Here is an 18,609-nt window from a genome sequence, read left to right as displayed (position 1 = left end):
CCGCCGGTGCTGGCACACCGGCGGGAACCCACCAGGAAGGAGAACAGCACCTAGCTCGAGATCGGAACGCCCCCCTGACCGCTCCAGTCTAGGAGACACAGCATGTTCGACGCACCATCGCAGAACGAGCCATCAGCCCTGGCCAGAGCCCTGCGGCTGAACCGTCGTCAGCTCTTCGCAGCGAGCACCGGACTGGCCGCCGCGGCTGCCGTCGCGGTGCCCGCCCTGCCCGCCTCGGCCGCTCCGGCCGGCCGGGGAGGAGGCGGTTCGATCCCCCGGGGCAAGCGCGGGATCATCCTCTACACCGTGCGCGACGCCATCTCCCGCGACCCGAACGCGTTCAACGGCCCCTCCGGTTTCAAGGAGGTGTTCGAGGCCCTGGCGAAGATCGGCTACAAGCAGATCGAGTTCGCCGGCTACAACCAGCACGCCAACGCCCCCGGCGGCGCCTCGCTGGAGTCGGTCGAGGGCGCCAAGCAGCTGCGCAAGTGGCTGGACGACAACGGCCTGCGGGCCCAGGGCAACCACGGCTTCATCCCCTCCTCCTGGCCGTTCACCGACGCCGACCTGGAGCGCTTCAAGCTGCACACCGAGATCGCCAACATCCTCGGCATGCAGCACATCGGCACCGGCGCCGACCCGACCAACAGCGCCTTCAAGGCCGACTGGGACGTGGCCGCGGAGAAGTGGAACGCGCTGGGCAAGATCGCGGCGCGGGCCGGGCTGAAGCTCTACACCCACAACCACGACGCGGCGTACAGCTTCCTGCTCGACAGCGGCCCGGCCGACGCGGCCGGCAACCCCACGCGCAGCAGCGGGATCCGGCGGCTGGAGTACTTCCTCAAGATCACCGACCCGAAGTTCGTGCACCTGGAGATGGACGTGTTCTGGGCGCACGTGGCCCAGTACAAGTTCAGGGAGTTCACCGCCCCGGACGGCTCCACCCGCAAGGACCTGTTCGACCCGGCCGCCACCGTGCTCACCGCCAACGCCCGGTTCCCGCTGTTCCACGCCAAGGACGGTGAGCCCGACCAGGACGTACCCAACGGCTACAACATCGTGCCCTTCGGCACCGGGCAGATCGACTACGAGAAGTTCTTCCGCCGGGTGGGGCGCACCGACAGCCGTAACCCGATGGTCGAGCAGGACACCGCCCCGGGTGGCACCACCGCCCCGGCCCAGTCGCTGCAGCACGCGAGGATCGGTTACCAGCACCTGGCGAGCCTGTGATGCCGGCTCGCAGCCTGCTCCGGATCAGGCTGTTCACCCTGCTCCTGGCCGGGGTGCTGACCTCGGCCACGGTGCTGGCGATGGTGCTGGCCAACCCGGCCTCCTCGCGGGCCGCCGACAGCGCGGCGGGGCACCACGGGGCCAAGCCGGCGGCCGAGGCCCCCGGTGATCCGGACGACCCGGTGAACTGGGAGAACTACGAGAAGATCCTGCTCACCAAGGACACCGGGGAGCCGATCGATCTGGCCGTGCTGCCCGACCGGAGGGTGCTCACCACGGCCCGCGACGGGGTGGTGCGTCTGGTCGACCCGACCACCGGGGTGAGCTCCCAGGCCGGGAAGTTCGACGTCTACAACAACTCCGAGGACGGTCTGCAGACCGTCACGCTCGACCCGGGCTTCGCCGAGAACGGCTGGGTCTACTTCTTCTACGCGCCGAAGACGATGGACGCGCCGTACCCGGCCAGCACGCCGGCCGGTTCGGCGCCGAACACCCTCCCGGCCGGGCAGGAGGAGTCCTACTGGGACCAGTGGAAGGGCTACAACCAGCTCTCCCGGGTGAAGTTCGACCTCAAGAGCGGCAAGCTCGACCTGGAGTCGGAGCAGGTGATCATCAAGGTCGAGGTGCAGCGCGGGCAGTGCTGCCACGTGGCCGGTGACGTCGACTTCGACGCCGAGGGCAACCTCTACCTGGCCACCGGCGACAACACCCCGGCCAGTACCCCGGGGGCCAACGGCTTCGCGCCGAACAACGACCGGCCCGGCTACAACCCCGGTTTCGACTCCCGCCGGGGCGCCGGCAACACGAACGACCTCCGGGGCAAGATCCTGCGGATCAAGGTCGCCGCCGACGGCTCGTACACCGTGCCCGAGGGCAACCTCTACCCGGAAGGCACCGCCAAGACCCGGCCGGAGATCTTCGTCCAGGGGGTGCGCAACCCGTTCCGGATCGACGTCGACCCGGAGACCAAGAGCGTCTCCTGGGGTGACTACGGGCCGGACTCGGCGGTGCCCAGTGCCGAGCGCGGTCCGATGGGCCTGGTCGAGTGGCAGACCACCGGGATCGACAAGCCGATGAACTCGGGCTGGCCGTACTGCACCGGCAACAACTTCAACTACAACGAGTGGAACTTCGAGACGTCCGCCCCGGGTGAGTTCTTCGACTGCGCCGCGGGTGCGGAGAACAACTCGCGGTGGAACACCGGTCTGGACACCCTGCCGCCGGCCACGCCCGCCACCCTCTACTACGGGGACGACGCGGACGACCAGCCCTGGCCGGAACTGACCGACTTCGACCCGCAGGGTGGTCAGGGCCCGATGGGCGGGCCGGTCTACCACTACGACGCCGACAACACCTCCACCACCAAGTTCCCCGAGTACTGGGACGACAAGGCGTTCTTCGCCGAGTTCTCGCAGGATTACCTCGCGGCGTTCACCGTCGACTGGCCGGCCGGCCCGGTGTCGAAGATCGAGCACTTCCTGCCGAACAAGGACCTGACCACCGGCAACCAGGCGATCACCGACAGCCCGATCGACATCGAGTTCGGGCCCGACGGTTCGCTGTACGTGCTGGACTACGGGGACGGCTTCTTCCGGCAGAACCCGGACGCCGGGCTCTACCGGATCGACTGGGCCCCGGGCAACAAGTCGCCCCAGGCCCGGATCACCGCCGACCCGGTCAGCGGCAGCAAGGCCCCGCTGAAGGTGGAGTTCTCGGCCGAGGACTCGGTGGACCCGGAGGGCAAGGAGCTCAAGTACGAGTGGGACTTCGACGCCGACGGCACGTTCGACGCCACCGGCGTCACCACCTCGTACACCTACGAGGAGCTCGGCCGGTACACGCCGATCCTGCGGGTCACCGACCCGGAGGGGAAGTTCGGCCTCACGTCCACCGCGATCAGCGTGGGCAACGTGGCGCCGACGGTGAACGTCACCACCCCGGCCGACGGGTCGTTCTTCAAGTGGGGTGACGGGGTTCCGTTCACCGTGACCACGAACGACGCCGAGGACGGCACCGCGACCGTCTGCAACCGGGTCTCCTGGACCTTCGGTCTCGGTCACGACCTGCACGCCCACCCGCTCAGCCAGGGCTCGGGCTGCACGTTCACGATCAACACCCCGGCCGACGCCCAGGAGCACGGCGCCACCGAGAACATCTTCGGGGTGGTGGTGATCCGCTACACCGACGCCGGGGCGAACGGGGTGCCGGCCGCCACCGGTGAGGTCTCGATGATCCTCAACCCGGACGTGCAGCAGGCCGAGTGGGCCGACGAGCAGAAGGGCGTCGAGATCGTGGACGACGCCGCGGCCGGCGGTCTGCGCAAGGTCACCTCGTTCGACGAGGGAGACCACCTCGGCTGGGACCCGGTGAACCTGGACGCCGTCGGGTCGGTCACGGTGGCCTCGTCCGGGGCCGGCACCCTGAAGTTCCACTGGGGTGAGCCCACCGCCGAACCGTTCGCGGAACTGGCCGTGGACAGTGCGGCGATCGCCGAGAAGACGGTGAAGCTCACCGAAAAGCCCAAGGGGACGGGCAAGCTGTTCGTCACCTCGAGTGGTGGGGTGATCCTCGACCAGCTGACGTTCGTCAAGGGCGACGGGGGTGGTGGGGAGGACCCCGACGACACCACGCCGCCCGCGGTGACCGTCACCGGGATCGAGGCCGGGGCGTCCATCGGTGACTCGAAGTCGGTCAAGCCCGCCTGGGAGGCGACCGACGAGGGTGGCCTGGACACCGTCGCCGGCACCCTGGACGGCGCCGAGATCAAGTCGGGCGCCGAGATCCCGCTGTGGAAACTGGATCTGGGCAAGCACTCGGTCAGTGTGACGGCGACCGACAAGGCCGGGCTGAAGACCACGAAGACGGTCGAGTTCACCACGGTCACCTCGTTCGCCGACGTCAAGGCCCTGGTCACCCAGTTCCGCAAGGACGGCAAGGTGACCAAGGCCGGGGCGGTGCTGCTGCAGGCCGAGCTCGAGACGGCCCGTCAGCTGAAGAACCCGAAGAAGAAGGTCACGGCGCTGAAGGTGTTCAGCGCCTCCGTGACGAAGGCGATCGTGAAGGACGCCGATGTCCGGGCCGCGTTGAAGCGTGACGCGGCCGACCTGATCAAGCAGGTGCAGAAGTAGGTCCGTGCCGCCCGGGTCCTCGTCGCAGGACCCGGGCGGCCTTTCTCGCTGGGAGGTTCAGATGGCACGACCGATCACCCTTTTCACCGGGCAGTGGGCCGACCTGCCGTTCGAGGAGGTCTGCCGGCTGGCCTCCGGGTGGGGCTACGACGGACTCGAGATCGCCTGCTGGGGCGACCATCTCGACGTGGTGCGGGCGGTCGAGGACGATGTCTACCTGCAGGGTCGCCGCGACCTGCTGGCCGAGCACGGCCTGAACGTGTACGCGATCTCCAACCACCTCACCGGCCAGGCGGTCTGCGACGACCCGATCGACGTGCGGCACCGCGGCATCCTCTCCGACCGGGTCTGGGGCGACGGATCGCCCGAGGGCGTGCGCACCCGGGCCGCCGAGGAACTCAAGTACACCGCGCGGGCCGCGGCCCGGCTCGGGGTGAACACCGTGGTCGGCTTCACCGGCTCGGCGATCTGGAAGTACGTGGCGATGTTCCCGCCGGTCTCCCAGGACCTGGTGGACGCCGGGTACCAGGACTTCGCCGATCGCTGGAACCCGATCCTCGACGTGTTCGACTCCGAAGGCGTGCGATTCGCCCACGAGGTACACCCGTCCGAGATCGCCTACGACTACTGGACGGCGCAACGGGCCCTGGAGGCGGTCGGGCACCGGGAGGCCTTCGGGCTGAACTGGGACCCGTCGCACTTCGTCTGGCAGGACCTCGACCCGGTCGGTTTCCTCTGGGACTTCCGGGACCGGATTTACCACGTGGATTGCAAGGATGCCAAGCGTCAGGTGGGCAACGGCCGCAACGGCCGCCTCGGCTCGCACCTGGCCTGGGCCGACCCGCGCCGGGGCTGGGACTTCGTCTCCACCGGCCACGGCGACGTGCCCTGGGAGGCCTGCTTCCGGATGCTCAACGCGATCGGCTACGACGGCCCGATCTCGATCGAGTGGGAGGACGCCGGCATGGACCGGCTGGTCGGTGCCCCCGAGGCCCTGCAGTTCGTGCGCTCGCAGTTGTTCGACCCGCCGGCCGCCGCCTTCGACGCGGCGTTCAGCACCCGATAGGCCGCAGAGAAGGGTCGGAGGAGGGCCAGCAGAGGAAGCGCGGCAACCTTTGACAGACTGGGCGGGTGCGTAACCCGACCCGGACCATGGCCGCAACCGTCCTCGTCAGCGAGGCACTGGTGATGTTCTTCGCCGGGCTGGTCGCCAAGTCGCTCTCCGACCTGTCGACCGGGGCGGCGCTGGGCATCAGCTGCGCGCTCGCCCTGGCCCTCCTGCTCACCGCCGGGATGCTGCGTAGCCGTACGGGTTACGTGGTGGGCTCGCTGCTGCAGGTGCTGATCATCGGGTTCGGCTTCTGGGTGCACACCATGCTGTTCGTCGGGGTGGTGTTCGCCCTGTTGTGGATCGTGTCACTCCGGATCGGGGTGCGGCTGGAGCGCGAGAGCGCTCAGCGGTGGGCGCTTCACGAGGCCGAGCAGGCGAAACGGGCCCGGGACGGGGAGCCGACCGAGCCGGCCTGAGCCGTCCGCTCATCGCACCGGCCGACCGCCGGTCCGATCGCCGGGGACGTGGTCCGGGACAGTTCACGTTCACCTGGGTTAGCGTCCACCTCATGCGCATCGTCATCGCCGGAGCCCACGGGAAGATCGCTCTGATCCTGGGCCGGATGCTCCACGACCGCGGCGAGGACGTGGTCGGGATCATCCGGAACCCGGCCCAGGCCGACGATCTGCGCGCGGTGGGGGTGACCCCGGCCGTGCTGGACCTGGAGAAGTCGGACACCGAGGCGGTGGTGCGGCTCCTGGCCGGCGCCGACGCCGTGGTCTTCGCGGCCGGAGCGGGCCCGGGCAGCGGGGCCCAGCGCAAGGACACCGTCGACCGGGCGGCAGCGGTGCTGCTGGCCCAGGCGGCCGAGAAGTCCGGCGTCCGGCGGTATGTGCAGATCTCCAGCGTGGGGGCCGACGCGGTGGCCGACGGCGCGCGGCCGGACGGGCTGGACGACGTCTTCTACGCCTACCTGGTGGCCAAGCTGGCCGCCGAGGACGACCTGCGCGGGCGCGACCTGGACTGGACCATCCTGCGGCCGGGGGCACTGATCGACGGGCCCGGCACCGGCCAGGTGAAGCTGGCGCCGAAGGTCAACCGGGGGTCGGTCCCGCGGGCCGACGTGGCTGCGGTGGTCGTGGCCCTGCTCGACGCCCCGGCCACCGCCGGCAAGGTGCTCGAACTGGTCTCCGGCAACTCCGAGATCGCCGCCGCCGTCCGTAAGGCCTGACTTTCAGGCGGCCGATCCGGGGTCGGGGGTGTCCGGGTCGGTCTGCTCCTGGTCGGGGGAGCGGCGGGGCAGCGGGATCACGGTGGCCAGCAGGGCCGGCCGGTTGTCGTTCTCCACGGCGGCCGTCAGCACCGACGCCAGCACGGTGGTCAGCGACGGGCGTTCCATGACTCCTCCAGCTGCTTCAGCTACTGCTCGACGGACGCGGCCACGGGTGGCCGCACGGTGTTCCATCGCCCGCGACCAGGCCGGTCCTGAGTCGCCGAACAGGTGACGGGCGGGGACCGGACACCGATCGGTGTTCAGTAGGCTCTGCCTGCCCGGCCCGGAACGATCGGCCGGGCATCCGTGTCTTGAACTGTCGAGAGGGAAAACGATCATGGCCTCGGAGCGGACGCTCGTTCTTGTGAAGCCGGACGGCGTGCGCCACCGTCAGATCGGCGAGGTGCTGCGCCGCATCGAGACCAAGGGCTACGACGTCGTCGCCCTGCAGATGCTGGTGCCGACCGCCGAGCTGCTGGAGAAGCACTACGAGGAGCACGTCGGCAAGCCGTTCTACGGCGCCCTGGTCGAGTTCATGATGTCCGGCCCGGTGGTCGCCGCCGTGGTCGAGGGTCAGCAGGTCATCCCGGCGTTCCGCTCGCTGGCCGGGGCCACCGACCCGATCAAGGCCGCCCCCGGCTCGATCCGCGGCGACCTGGCCCGCGACTGGGGCACGAAGGTCCAGCAGAACGTGGTTCACGGCTCCGACTCGCCCGAGTCCGCGGCCCGTGAGATCGCCCTCTGGTTCCCCTCGCTGTAGCTCTCGCGCAGGGCCAGGGACTCCGGCTTTCGTCCAGAGTCCCTGGTCCCGCTTAAACTGGCCCGATGCGTACGGACACCCAGCCGGCAGTGAGCGGCGAATCGGTCTTCGACCGGCTCGAGGCGCTCCTGCCGTTCGTCTCCAAGCCGATCCAGTACGTCGGCGGTGAGCTCAACTCCACGATCAAGGAGTGGGACTTCGCCGGCCCGGAGACCGTGCGCTGGGCCCTCATGTACCCGGACGCGTACGAGGTCGGCCTGCCCAACCAGGGCACCATGATCCTGTACGAGGTCCTGAACGAGCGGCCCGACGCCCTGGCCGAGCGCACCTACGCGGTGTGGCCCGACCTGGAGAAGCTGATGCGCGAGCACGGCGTTCCCCAGTTCACGGTCGACGCCCACCGCCCGGTGGGCGACTTCGACGTGCTCGGCCTGTCGTTCTCCACCGAGCTCGGCTACACCAACATGCTCACCGCCCTCGACCTGGCCGGCATCCCGCTCAGCGCCGCCGAGCGCGGGGTCGAGCACCCGATCGTGCTGGCCGGCGGACACGCCGCCTTCAACCCCGAGCCGATCGCCGACTTCATCGACGCCGCCGTGCTCGGTGACGGCGAGCAGGCCGTCGGCATCATCACCGACGTGATCCGGGAGTGGAAGCAGGAGGGCCGCCCGGGCGGCCGCGAGGAGCTGCTGTTCCGCCTCTCCGGCACCGGCGGGGTCTACGTCCCCTCGATGTACGACGTGGAGTACCGGCCCGACGGCCGGATCAGCCGGGTCGCCCCGAACCGGGCCGGCGTGCCCTGGCGGGTCAGCAAGCACACCGTGATGGACCTCGACGAGTGGCCCTACCCGAAGAAGCCGCTGGTCCCGGTGGCCGAGAGCGTGCACGAGCGGATGAGCGTGGAGATCTTCCGCGGCTGCACCCGCGGCTGCCGCTTCTGCCAGGCCGGGATGATCACCCGGCCGGTGCGCGAGCGCTCGATCCAGGGCATCGGCTCGATGGTCGACGCCGGTCTGAAGGCCACCGGGTTCGAGGAGGTGGGCCTGCTCAGCCTGAGCTCGGCCGACCACTCCGAGATCGCCGAGGTGACCAAGCAGCTGGCCGACCGCTACGACGGCACCAACACCGGGCTGTCGCTGCCCAGCACCCGGGTCGACGCGTTCAACATCGACCTGGCCCAGGAGCTGTCCCGCAACGGCCGGCGCTCCGGCCTGACCTTTGCCCCGGAGGGCGGCAGCGAGCGGATCCGCAAGGTGATCAACAAGATGGTCACCGAGGACGACCTGGTGCGTACCGTCGCCGCGGCCTACGGCGCCGGCTGGCGGCAGGTGAAGCTCTACTTCATGTGCGGTCTGCCCACCGAGACCGACGAGGACGTGCTGCAGATCGCCGAGCTGGCCAAGCGGGTGATCCAGACCGGCCGCGAGGTCTCCGGCACCCGGGACATCCGCTGCACGGTCTCGATCGGCGGGTTCGTGCCCAAGCCGCACACCCCCTTCCAGTGGGTCGGCCAGACCGACCCCGAGGTGGTCGACGCGCGGCTGGCCAAGCTGCGCGACGCGATCCGCTCGGACAAGCGCTACGCCAAGGCCATCGGTTTCCGCTACCACGACGGCAAGCCCGGCCAGGTCGAGGGGCTGCTCTCGCGCGGCGACCGCCGGGTCGGCCAGGTGATCCGCGCGGTCTGGGAGGACGGCGGCCGGTTCGACGGCTGGAGCGAGCACTTCTCCTACGAGCGCTGGATGAGCTGCGCCGAGAAGGCCCTGGCCGACACCCCGGTGGACGTGGCCTGGTACACCACCCGGGAGCGGGAGGAGACCGAGGTCCTGCCCTGGGACCACCTCGACTCCGGGCTCGACAAGGAGTGGCTCTGGGACGACTGGCAGGACGCCCTGTCCGAGGACGAGGTCGAGGACTGCCGCTGGACGCCGTGCTTCGACTGCGGGGTCTGCCCGCAGATGAACACCGAGATCCAGGTCGGCCCGACCGGCCGCTCGCTGCTGCCGCTCGCGGTCAAGTCCTCGCTGCCCACCCAGACGCACACCCACACCCACACGCCGATCACCGGGCCGGTCGGCTGATGGCGGCGCGCACGCCGGACGGCCCGCCGCCGCCCCCGGTCGTCCAGAAGCTCCGCCTGCAGTACGCCAAGCGAGGCAGGCTGCGCTTCTCCAGCCACCGCGACTTCCAGCGGGCGCTGGAGCGGGCCGTGCGCCGGGCCGCGATCCCGATGGCCTACTCGGCCGGGTTCCACCCGCACCCGAAGATCTCCTACGCCAACGCCGCGCCCACCGGCACGGCCAGCGAGGCCGAGTACATCGAGATCTCGCTGGCCGAGCGCCGGGAGCCGCAGGCGATCCGGGACTCGCTGAACGAGGCGCTGCCCGACGGCCTGGACATCATCGACGTGGTGGAGGCCGGGCCGGGCCTGCTGGCCGACCGGCTGCAGGCCTCGGTCTGGCAGATCGAGCTGTTCGCGAACCAGCCGGGTGAGCAGGCCGCGGCCGACAACGAGGCGCAGGTCCGCGACGTGGTCGAGCGCTTCCTGGCGGCCGAGCGGGTCGAGGTCCAGCGGATGACGAAGAACGGGTTGCGAACGTTCGACGCCCGCGAGGCGGTGCTCCGGATCCAAGTGGAGCCTAGTGTCACATCAAGACCCGGTAACGGTTGTGCGATACTGAGCTTGGTCGTGCGGCATAACACACCGGCCGTACGCCCCGACGACGTCCTTTCCGCTTTCCGCGCGGTAGCCGACTTCGCGCCTCCGTCACCTCCCCGAGTGACGCGTCTGGCGCAGGGGCTGCTCGACGAGGCAGACGGATCGGTGACCGACCCACTGGTCCCCGATCGGGACGGCGGCGGCGCCTGACCGGTGCCGCGCCCCAGCCCTGACCGGCACGGCGCGCAACCGATAGGGCGCAGAGTCTTGACTTCCGCCGCGACCGGTAGGCGCGGCGACCTACACGAGTGCCCCGAGCGGCGCCGATGCGGTGTGGTCGGCGCCCGGGGTTGACGGGAGAACGCCCGTGGCGAGCAATGAAGAAACACCTGTGGCCGCAGACGGCGAAGAACGTGGCGGCGAGGTCGTCGGTAACGACACCGGCCTGACCTCGGCCGCTGACACCACTGACACCAATGGCGGCACCGGCAGCACTGGTACCGCTGAGACGGCCGGTGCCGACTCGGCCGCGACCGGCACGCACACTGCGGCCGCCGCCGGCACCAACACGGCTGGGAGCCCGGCCGGTATTAACACGGCCGCCGGTACCGACACGGCCGCCGGTACCGACACGGCCGCCGGCCCGGCTGGTACCGACGCCGCTGGGGGCCCGGCTGACGCGGCCGCCGCCGGCCAGGCCGGTACCGCCGACGCCACCGCGGTCCCGGTGCCCGACACCGCCGCGGGCCGGGACTCGGTCTCCGCGGCGACCGGCCCGGTCCTCGATCCGGACGCGGGCACCGCGCCGATCGGCAACCTGGCCGCGAGCCACCACAGCGCGAGCGACCCCCAGGCCGCGGCCGGCGACACGCCGCAGGCCCCGGCGCCTCAGCACACCCAGCACGTGACGCTGGCCAGCGAAGAAGCGATCGCCGTGCCCGACACCTCGGCCGACGCCACCGGCGCCGAGCCCGCGGCCGTGGTCCCCGATCCCGAGGCGCCCGCCACCACCACCCGGCGCCGCAGCACCCGCGCCCGCACCGCGAAGAAGGCCGTGGCCGCTCCGGCCGAGGCCGCCGCGGGGGAGAGCGCAGCTGCCGAAGGCGCCGAGAGCACGGGCGAGGCGGCCGAGGGGGAGACCCCGGCGCCGGTCAAGCGCGCCCGCACCACTCGTAAGCGCACGTCGAAGCGCGCCGCCGCGGCCGCCGCCGAGGCGGGCACCGAAGCTGACGCGGTCGCCAGCGGCACGGCGGGTAGCAATGGCGCCGCAGATAGCGCCGGCGCCACCAACACCGGCGCGGACAGCACGGCTGCCGGGAAGACCGGCGCGGGGAACACCGCCGCGGGTAGCACCGGCGCGGGGAACACTGCTGCGGGTAGCACCGGCGCGGGGAACACTGCTGCGGGTAGCACCGGCGCGGGGAACACTGCTGCGGGTAGCACCGGCGCGGGGAACACTGCTGCGGGTAGCACGGGCGCGGGGAACACCGCTGTGGGTAGCACGGGCGCGGGGAACAGCGGCGCGGGTAGCGCGGCTGCTGGGAGCAGCGGTGCGGGTAGCGCGGTGGCTGACGGTGCAGGTGCCGCCGCCGCCGCGCAGAACGCCGCAGGCAGCGCGCAGCCCATCAGCGCCGCCGAGCTCGAGACGGCCGAGGTCCTGGCCAGTGTCGCCGGGGTCGAGGCTCCGTCCGCGCCGGGCGCCGACACCCTGTTCGCCGAGCCCGCCGCCGCACCGGCCAAGAAGACCGCCCGCCGCCGCAGCACCCGCAAGGCTTCTGCCCCGGCGACCAGCACGCAGGCTGCCCAGTCCGAGAGCGCCTCGGCCGGCGAGAACACCCAGGCCGGGGAAGCCGGTAGCAGCGCGAGCCCGAGCAGCAGCACCCAGGCGAGCTCGCTCCAGGGCGACGCTTCCCAGGGCAGCGCCGCCCAGCCGAGCGGTACCGAAGCAGGTGCCGACCAGGACGGTGCAGGCAGCAACCAGGTCGGTGGCACGCAAGCTGGTGGCACGCAGGCCCGCGGCGCCGCAGCCAGTGGAGCCGGAACCAGCGGCACGCGAGCCGGTGGCACCGAACTCGGTGGCACTGAAGCGAGCGGTTCCGAGGCTGGCTCCGGCAACCTGACCAACGCGTCCGGTGACCTGGCCGCGTCGTCCGCACAGTCGTCCTCAATCGAGACCCAGCCCTCCGCCGAGGCGCCGCGCAGCCGCCCGCGCACCCGTGTGCGTTCGGCCGCGGAGCGCGCCGCCGAGGCCGCGGCCGAAGAGGCCGCCCAGGCCGCCCGCGACCAGGCCGCCGCCGCCCAGCGGGGCGACGCGCCGGAGGCCGGCCGTACCGCCGCGCAGATCGCCGCCCAGCAGGGTGACGTCCAGGCTGCGCCCACGCGGCCGGCGATCATGCCGCTCTTCCAGGCTCCCGAGCCGGTCTCCGCGCGTCCGCGCCGGGCCGCCTCCCGTCCGGCGGGCCCGCCCAAGCCGGTCGCCGAGGAAGCCCCGAAGGACGAGGTCGCCGCGACCACCCGCCCCGTCGATGACATCGATGACGACGAGGTCGTCGCCGCCGAGGACGTCGCCGAGGAGGCCACCGGCCTGCTCGACGGCCCGGCCGGCGACCTGTCCGACGAGGCCGACGACCTCGACGACCTCGACGAGAACGAGGTCGAGGACGAGACCGACGACGAGGCCGCGGCCGACGAGCAGGACGTCGTCGACGAGGACGAGAGCGACGAAGCAGCCGGCGAGGAGGACGAGGAGGAGAGCAGCGCTCCCCGTCGTCGTCGCCGCCGGGGTGGCCGGGGCCGCCGAGGCCGCAGCCGGGGCGACTCGGGCGACCAGCCCGAGGCCGCGCCCGCGGCGCCCGCCGCGGCAGCTGCGCCGGAGAGCGCCGAAGAGGCCGAGCCCACGTCCGACGACACCGACGGTGGCGAGGACGAGGACGGCGAGGAGTCGTCGGAGTCGACCGGCAGCCGTCGCCGTCGCCGTCGTCGTCGCCGGGGCTCGGCCGGCACCGACGGTGAGGTCTCGGTCGACGAGGGCACCACCGTCGTCACCAAGGTCCGCGAGAGCCGCAGCCGTTCCGGCGGCGGTACCAGCAGCGACGACGTCACGTCGGTGCGCGGTTCCACCCGCCTGGAGGCCAAGAAGCAGCGCCGCCGTGAGGGTCGCGAGGCCGGCCGCCGGCGCACCATCCTGAGCGAGGCCGAGTTCCTGGCCCGCCGGGAGAGCGTCGAGCGCAAGATGGTGGTGCGCGAGCGCGACGGCCGCACCCAGATCGGTGTGCTGGAAGACGGCGTGCTGGTCGAGCACTACGTCGCCCGTAAGACCCAGACCTCCACCGTCGGCAACGTCTACCTCGGCCGGGTGCAGAACGTGCTCCCGAGCATGGAGGCCGCGTTCGTCGACATCGGCAAGGGCCGCAACGCCGTGCTCTACGCCGGTGAGGTGAACTGGGACGCCGCCGGCATGGAAGGCCAGCCGCGCCGCATCGAGCACGCGCTGCACGCCGGCGACTCGGTGCTGGTGCAGGTCACCAAGGACCCGATCGGTCACAAGGGCGCCCGCCTGACCAGCCAGATCTCGCTGCCCGGCCGTTACCTGGTCTACGTGCCGGACGGCTCGATGACCGGGATCAGCCGCAAGCTGCCCGACACCGAGCGTTCCCGCCTGAAGAAGATCCTGCGCGAGGTCGTGCCGGACAACGCCGGCGTGATCGTGCGCACCGCGGCCGAGGGCGCCAGCGACGACGAGCTGGAGCGCGACGTCACCCGGCTGCAGGCGCAGTGGGAGAGCATCACCGCCAAGATCGACTCGGCGAACGCCCCGGCGATGCTGTACGGCGAGCCGGACCTGGCGATCAAGGTGGTCCGGGACGTCTTCAACGAGGACTTCAGCAAGCTGATCATCTCCGGTGACGAGGCCTGGGAGACGCTGCAGGGCTACATCGCGCACGTCGCGCCGGACCTGGCCGAGCGGGTCGAGCACTGGACCGGCGACAAGGACGTCTTCGCCAAGTACCGGATCGACGAGCAGCTGGCCAAGGGCCTGGACCGCAAGGTCTGGCTGCCCTCGGGCGGTTCGCTGGTGATCGACCGGACCGAGGCGATGACCGTCATCGACGTCAACACCGGCAAGTTCACCGGGGCCGGCGGCAACCTGGAAGAGACCGTCACCAAGAACAACCTCGAGGCTGCCGAGGAGGTCGTGCACCAGCTCCGGCTGCGCGACATCGGCGGCATCATCGTGGTCGACTTCATCGACATGGTGCTGGAGTCCAACCGGGACCTGGTGCTGCGCCGGCTGCTGGAGTGCCTGGGCCGCGACCGCACCCGGCACCAGGTCGCCGAGGTCACCTCGCTCGGCCTGGTGCAGATGACCCGTAAGCGGGTCGGCCAGGGGCTGCTCGAGGTGTTCAGCGAGACCTGCGAGCACTGCGGCGGGCGTGGGCTGATCATGCACGACGAGCCGGTCGAGAAGAAGCAGCAGGAGAACGGCAACGGCGGTGGCGGCGGTGGTCGTAAGGGCCGCAACAACCACCACCACTAAGGGTTTCGGGCCGGCGGGGCGAACGGTGAGGATCCGTGCGCCCCGCCTGCGCGGCCGGGGGTGGCTCAACTCGCCCGGCCTGGACCTGCAGCAGCTGCGCGGTCGCTGGGTCATGCTCGACTTCTGGACCGGCGCCTGCGTGAACTGTGTGCACGTGCTCGACGAACTACGGCCGCTGGAGCGGCAGTTCGCTGACGTGCTCACGGTGATCGGGGTGCATTCGCCCAAGTTCCCCTACGAGGCCACGGCTTCGGCGGTGGCCAATGCCGTGGAGCGCTACCGGGTGGAGCATCCGGTGCTGGACGACGCGGATCTGCTCACCTGGGACGCGTATGCGGTGAATGCCTGGCCCACGCTGGTTCTCATCGATCCGGACGGGTACGTGGTGGCCCAGGTCTCGGGGGAGGGGCACGTTCCCGAGCTGGCCGGGTTGATCTCGGAAAAGCTTGAGGACGGGGTGCCCGCCTCGGTCCCACCCGCACCAGTGCGTGTGGAGAGTCCTCAGGGCCTTCGCTTTCCCGGTGGCCTGGTCGCCCTGTCGGACGGCGAGGTGCTGACCTCGGACACCGGCAATCAGCGTCTTCTCCTGGGGCAGAAGCACATCGGTTCCGGGATCCGGGGTTTCGTCGACGGGCCGGCCGGCACTGCTCAGTTCGCCGATCCTCTCGGCGCTGCCGTCCTGCCACCCGACGTGGCGGCCAAGGCCGGGTACGACGTGGTGATCGCCGACAGCGGTAACGACGCTCTGCGCGGGCTGAGGCTCGACGATCTCTCGGTGAGTACGGTGGCCACCGGCATCTCGACACCCGGCGACGTGGCCTGGTTCGACAGCCGGATCGTGGTGGCGGGGATCGGGCGGCACCAGCTCTGGTCGGTGGACCCGGCCTGCGGCGAGGTGCAGGTCTACGCCGGTACCGGCAAGGAAGGGCTTGTCGACGGCCCGGCCGAGAAGGCCTGGTTCGCCCAGCCTTCCGGGCTCTCGGTGGATTTCCGAGGGTTGTGGATCGTCGACGCCGAGAGTTCTGCCCTACGTCTGCTCTACCGCGCGGACGACGGCAGTCTCCAGGTCCGCACGGCGATCGGGCAGGGTCTCTTCGAGTTCGGGCAGGACGACGGCCCGGCCTGGGACGCCCGTCTGCAGCACCCGCTCGGCGTGCAGGCGTTGCCGGACGGGAAGATCGCTGTCGCCGACACTTTCAACGGTTCGGTCCGGGCCTACGACCCGATCACCGACCAGGTGACCACCCTGCTCACCGGACTCGGGGAGCCGTCCGCGCTCACCATCGTCCTCAATCAGCTCTGGGTGGCCGACGCCGGGCAGCACCAGGTGCACCGACTCGAAGGCGGCTGGGACGAACCGGCCGGACCGGCTCCGGTGCAGCAGTCGGTAGCCGATCTGGATCCCGAAGGTGCCCAGGTGACAGTTCGTTTCACTCCGCCGCCGGGGGAGGAGACCGATACGCGGGACGGTGACCCCACCTGGCTCGAGATCACTGCTCAGCCGGCCTCACTGCTCGAGCAGGGGGCTGGGGGTGAGCGGGGCCTGAACCGTCGGATCGCCTTCGCCGGAGAGCTTTCGGGCGGACGGGTGAACGGCCGGCTCCTGGTCGAGGCCCGCGCGGCTTCCTGTGACATCAGCCAGGAGGCGGGAGCGGTCTGTCATCTGCACCGGCGCCGCTGGGAGATCCCGGTGCGGCTGATTCCCGGCTCGACGACCGAACTGGACCTCAAGCTCTAACCCCTGGCGCCAGGAGCCATCCCGGCGTAGGCCGAGCGGTCCCGCCCATCGCGCTTGGCCACGTACAGGGCCGCGTCCGCGCTGGCGTAGAGCTCCGGCAGATCGCGTCCGTCGGTCGGGGCGTGGGCCACGCCGATGCTCACGGTGAAGGACAGAACGGTTCCGTCCGGGAGTTCCAGCGGGGAGGCGCGCACCGTCTGGACCAGCTGCTCGGCCCGTCGCACCGCCACCTCGTGGTCGCAGCCCGGCAGCAGTACGGCGAGTTCGTCGCCGCCCATCCGCCCGATCACCGCGTCGGGGCGGGTGTTGGCAGCCAGAACGGCGGCCAGGTGCTTCAGGGCGGCGTCGCCGACCGGGTGGCCGTAGGTGTCGTTGATGGTCTTGAACCGGTCCAGGTCGACCACCAGCAGAGCAGCGCCCGGCGGCCCGGGGCCGGCCGCGAGCGCACCTCGGGCGGCCTCGTCGAGGACCCGGCGGGTGACCAGCCCGGTCAGGTCGTCCAGGTCGGCCTGGCGGCGGAGTTGCTCGGTGAGGCGGCGGCGGGCCTGGTTGCCGCGGGTCAGCAGGACCGACGACGAGGTGGCCACCACCCACAGGTAGACGAAGTCGCGTACGGCCTCGGCGAGCGGGTAGTGGCTGAACAGCAGCAGGGCGTCGTTGGCCTGGTTGAACGCCAGCACCAGGTAGCTGCCGGCCGCCTTGAGCACGGCGGCGGCGTAGTAGACCGGGAGCAGCGAGGCCAGCAGGGTCGTGATCCCGGCCTCCTGCTTGGCCAGGCTCAGACCGGCCAGCAGGGCCGACATGCCCAGCGGCAGGGCGAGGAAGAACCCGGCGGGCAGCCGCCGACCGTGGCTCACCAGGAGGGCTAGAGACCCGGCCAGGGCGATCGCCAGGACGATTCCCCAGACCGCCGCGGCGCCGGTGTAGCCGAAGACGAAGGCGTCCACCGGCAGCAGGACGATGCCGGCCAGCAGGATGCCGATGGCCGAGCGGTTCGCCTCCGGAACGTCCCAGGCGCCGAACCCGCGGCCGGAGCCGACGGTGACGTGGCTTACCTCGGCCCGCACCCACCGGGACAGGGCCTGCGCTCGTGCGGCCGCGCCCGCCGACAGTGCGCGCCACCTGGTCATGCTGCTCACGAGTCCGTTCCGGCCGTCGGCGTCACTTCCGGTGAAGATCGGCGGAACCGGTCGTTGACCTGAGAGGATGTCCACCGGAAGCGGGATATCCGGGGTCCGGCGAAGGCGCTGGTTTGCTCCTTGGCCTCGCTATCCGTAATCTTTACTGCGGTGCGCCGCCTGGCATCGATATGCCTGCGTTGAGCCCTCACCCTTCCGGGGTGTCGGGGAGAGAACCGCACCCCCGTTGAACTGACCGGAGAGTGATTTCACGTGTACGCGATCGTCCGCGCTGGTGGCCGCCAGGAGAAGGTGTCCGTCGGCGACGTCCTCACTGTTGACAAGGTCGAGGGCGCGCCCGGCGACGCCGTGAAGCTCGTCCCGCTGCTGCTGGTCGACGGCACCGACGTGACCAGCGCCGCCGACGCCCTCGCCAAGGTGAGCGTCGCCGCCGAGATCGTCGAGGCCGCCAAGGGCCCGAAGATCGTCATCCAGAAGTTCAAGAACAAGACCGGTTACAAGAAGCGCCAGGGCCACCGCCAGCCGCTGACCAAGATCAAGATCACCGGTATCTCCAAGTAGTCCACGGCTGAGCAGAAGGCAGGAAGAATCACATGGCACACAAGAAGGGCGCCAGCTCCTCCCGTAACGGCCGCGACTCCAACGCTCAGCGTCTGGGTGTCAAGCGGTTCGGTGGTCAGCTGGTCAAGTCGGGCGAGATCATCGTGCGTCAGCGCGGCACCCACTTCCACCCGGGCGAGAACGTCGGCCGCGGCAAGGACGACACGCTGTTCGCGCTGACCCCGGGTGCGGTGGAGTTCGGCCAGCGTCGTGGCCGTCGCATCATCAGCATCGTCAGCCCGGTCGGCGCCGAGTAAGCACCGCTTCGAGCTTTCCGCACGAGGGCGGGCCGGGTGACCGGCTCGCCCTCTTGCGTGTCCAGGTACGCATCATGTCCTGGTTGCACCCGACTCACGGGTAGTACGACAACGTTGCACGGATCAGGAAGCATGCTCGGGGCCGAGGAAGTCCCTGAAGAGAACACCGGCATCCTCAATTCGGCCTTGCAGCGGCAGTCAGTTCGCGCTGGTACCCACGAACTGATCCATCACTAC

At 70.7% G+C, this 18,609-nt stretch carries 14 protein-coding genes; 12 read left to right on the top strand and 2 right to left on the bottom strand.

Features of this window, described 5'->3' with window-relative positions; all coding sequences use genetic code 11:
• Positions 1–102 precede the first annotated feature (102 nt).
• The 5 genes from QSK18_RS25855 (at position 103) to QSK18_RS25835 (ending at position 6,640) form a co-directional block, all read left to right on the top strand.
• On the top strand, positions 103–1,230 hold the full coding sequence (locus QSK18_RS25855) for a sugar phosphate isomerase/epimerase family protein (protein WP_232810083.1): 1,128 nt from the start codon (positions 103–105) through the stop codon (positions 1,228–1,230).
• Positions 1,230–4,358 carry a PQQ-dependent sugar dehydrogenase gene (locus tag QSK18_RS25850; RefSeq protein ID WP_285624283.1) on the top strand — a complete coding sequence of 1,043 codons (3,129 nt, stop codon included), beginning with the start codon at positions 1,230–1,232 and terminating at the stop codon, positions 4,356–4,358. The genes QSK18_RS25855 and QSK18_RS25850 overlap by 1 nt, the downstream gene beginning before the upstream one ends.
• A gap of 61 nt (positions 4,359–4,419) precedes the next feature.
• On the top strand, positions 4,420–5,424 hold the full coding sequence (locus tag QSK18_RS25845; RefSeq protein ID WP_285624275.1) for a sugar phosphate isomerase/epimerase family protein: 1,005 nt from the start codon (positions 4,420–4,422) through the stop codon (positions 5,422–5,424).
• A 65-nt stretch (positions 5,425–5,489) separates the two neighbouring features.
• Entirely contained in the window at positions 5,490–5,885 is a 396-nt protein-coding gene (locus tag QSK18_RS25840; RefSeq protein ID WP_232810086.1) for a DUF4233 domain-containing protein, read from the top strand.
• 92 nt (positions 5,886–5,977) lie between these two features.
• Positions 5,978–6,640: an SDR family oxidoreductase gene (locus tag QSK18_RS25835; RefSeq protein ID WP_232810087.1), complete on the top strand. Its 663-nt coding sequence runs from the start codon at positions 5,978–5,980 to the stop codon at positions 6,638–6,640.
• Positions 6,641–6,643: 3 nt separating this feature from the next.
• Here the strand turns inward: QSK18_RS25835 and QSK18_RS25830 are convergent, their stop codons facing one another.
• Positions 6,644–6,808 (bottom strand): hypothetical protein, encoded by a 165-nt coding sequence (locus tag QSK18_RS25830; RefSeq protein WP_232810088.1) that lies wholly within the window; start codon positions 6,806–6,808, stop codon positions 6,644–6,646.
• Between the two features lie 211 nt (positions 6,809–7,019).
• Here QSK18_RS25830 and ndk point away from each other — a divergent pair, with 211 nt between their 5' ends.
• From ndk to QSK18_RS25805, 5 genes are all read left to right on the top strand, one after another.
• Positions 7,020–7,442, top strand: coding sequence for a nucleoside-diphosphate kinase (gene ndk, locus QSK18_RS25825; RefSeq protein WP_232810089.1), 423 nt, complete (start codon positions 7,020–7,022; stop codon positions 7,440–7,442).
• Positions 7,443–7,507: 65 nt separating this feature from the next.
• On the top strand, positions 7,508–9,523 hold the full coding sequence (locus QSK18_RS25820) for a TIGR03960 family B12-binding radical SAM protein (protein ID WP_232810090.1): 2,016 nt from the start codon (positions 7,508–7,510) through the stop codon (positions 9,521–9,523).
• Entirely contained in the window at positions 9,523–10,311 is a 789-nt protein-coding gene (locus tag QSK18_RS25815) for a TIGR03936 family radical SAM-associated protein (RefSeq protein ID WP_232810091.1), read from the top strand. Before QSK18_RS25820 ends, QSK18_RS25815 begins: the two co-directional genes overlap by 1 nt.
• Positions 10,312–10,468: 157 nt before the next feature.
• Positions 10,469–14,638, top strand: a complete 4,170-nt coding sequence (locus QSK18_RS25810) for an Rne/Rng family ribonuclease (RefSeq protein ID WP_285624266.1) — start codon at positions 10,469–10,471, stop codon at positions 14,636–14,638.
• Positions 14,639–14,663: 25 nt separating this feature from the next.
• Positions 14,664–16,376 carry a thioredoxin-like domain-containing protein gene (locus QSK18_RS25805; RefSeq protein ID WP_285624265.1) on the top strand — a complete coding sequence of 571 codons (1,713 nt, stop codon included), beginning with the start codon at positions 14,664–14,666 and terminating at the stop codon, positions 16,374–16,376.
• Here the strand turns inward: QSK18_RS25805 and QSK18_RS25800 are convergent.
• The gene (locus QSK18_RS25800) at positions 16,373–17,506 is read right to left on the bottom strand and encodes a GGDEF domain-containing protein (protein WP_285624262.1); all 1,134 of its coding nucleotides are present in this window, start codon (positions 17,504–17,506) and stop codon (positions 16,373–16,375) included. The genes QSK18_RS25805 and QSK18_RS25800 overlap by 4 nt on opposite strands.
• Positions 17,507–17,767: 261 nt before the next feature.
• Between QSK18_RS25800 and rplU the strand changes: the two genes are divergently transcribed.
• Positions 17,768–18,076 carry a 50S ribosomal protein L21 gene (gene rplU, locus QSK18_RS25795; protein WP_232810095.1) on the top strand — a complete coding sequence of 103 codons (309 nt, stop codon included), beginning with the start codon at positions 17,768–17,770 and terminating at the stop codon, positions 18,074–18,076.
• A 32-nt stretch (positions 18,077–18,108) separates the two neighbouring features.
• Positions 18,109–18,372, top strand: coding sequence for a 50S ribosomal protein L27 (rpmA, locus tag QSK18_RS25790; RefSeq protein ID WP_232810096.1), 264 nt, complete (start codon positions 18,109–18,111; stop codon positions 18,370–18,372).
• Positions 18,373–18,609 lie beyond the last annotated feature (237 nt).

Source organism: Kineosporia sp. NBRC 101677, from assembly GCF_030269265.1.
Classification (GTDB): Bacteria; Actinomycetota; Actinomycetes; order Actinomycetales; family Kineosporiaceae; genus Kineosporia; species Kineosporia rhizophila.
The sequence above is the reverse complement of the archived record's forward strand: the minus strand, read 5'-3'. Positions and strand labels throughout refer to the sequence as shown.

Bases quoted from the DNA above. Each gene is read 5' to 3' on its own strand.
- QSK18_RS25855 (WP_232810083.1), top strand. From the start codon at position 103: ATGTTCGACGCACCATCGCAGAACGAGCCATCAGCCCTGGCCAGAGCC.
- QSK18_RS25850 (WP_285624283.1), top strand. From the start codon at position 1,230: ATGCCGGCTCGCAGCCTGCTCCGGATCAGGCTGTTCACCCTGCTCCTG.
- QSK18_RS25845 (WP_285624275.1), top strand. From the start codon at position 4,420: ATGGCACGACCGATCACCCTTTTCACCGGGCAGTGGGCCGACCTGCCG.
- QSK18_RS25835 (WP_232810087.1), top strand. From the start codon at position 5,978: ATGCGCATCGTCATCGCCGGAGCCCACGGGAAGATCGCTCTGATCCTG.
- QSK18_RS25830 (WP_232810088.1), bottom strand. From the start codon at position 6,808: ATGGAACGCCCGTCGCTGACCACCGTGCTGGCGTCGGTGCTGACGGCC.
- ndk (WP_232810089.1), top strand. From the start codon at position 7,020: ATGGCCTCGGAGCGGACGCTCGTTCTTGTGAAGCCGGACGGCGTGCGC.
- QSK18_RS25820 (WP_232810090.1), top strand. From the start codon at position 7,508: ATGCGTACGGACACCCAGCCGGCAGTGAGCGGCGAATCGGTCTTCGAC.
- QSK18_RS25815 (WP_232810091.1), top strand. From the start codon at position 9,523: ATGGCGGCGCGCACGCCGGACGGCCCGCCGCCGCCCCCGGTCGTCCAG.
- QSK18_RS25800 (WP_285624262.1), bottom strand. From the start codon at position 17,506: ATGACCAGGTGGCGCGCACTGTCGGCGGGCGCGGCCGCACGAGCGCAG.
- rpmA (WP_232810096.1), top strand. From the start codon at position 18,109: ATGGCACACAAGAAGGGCGCCAGCTCCTCCCGTAACGGCCGCGACTCC.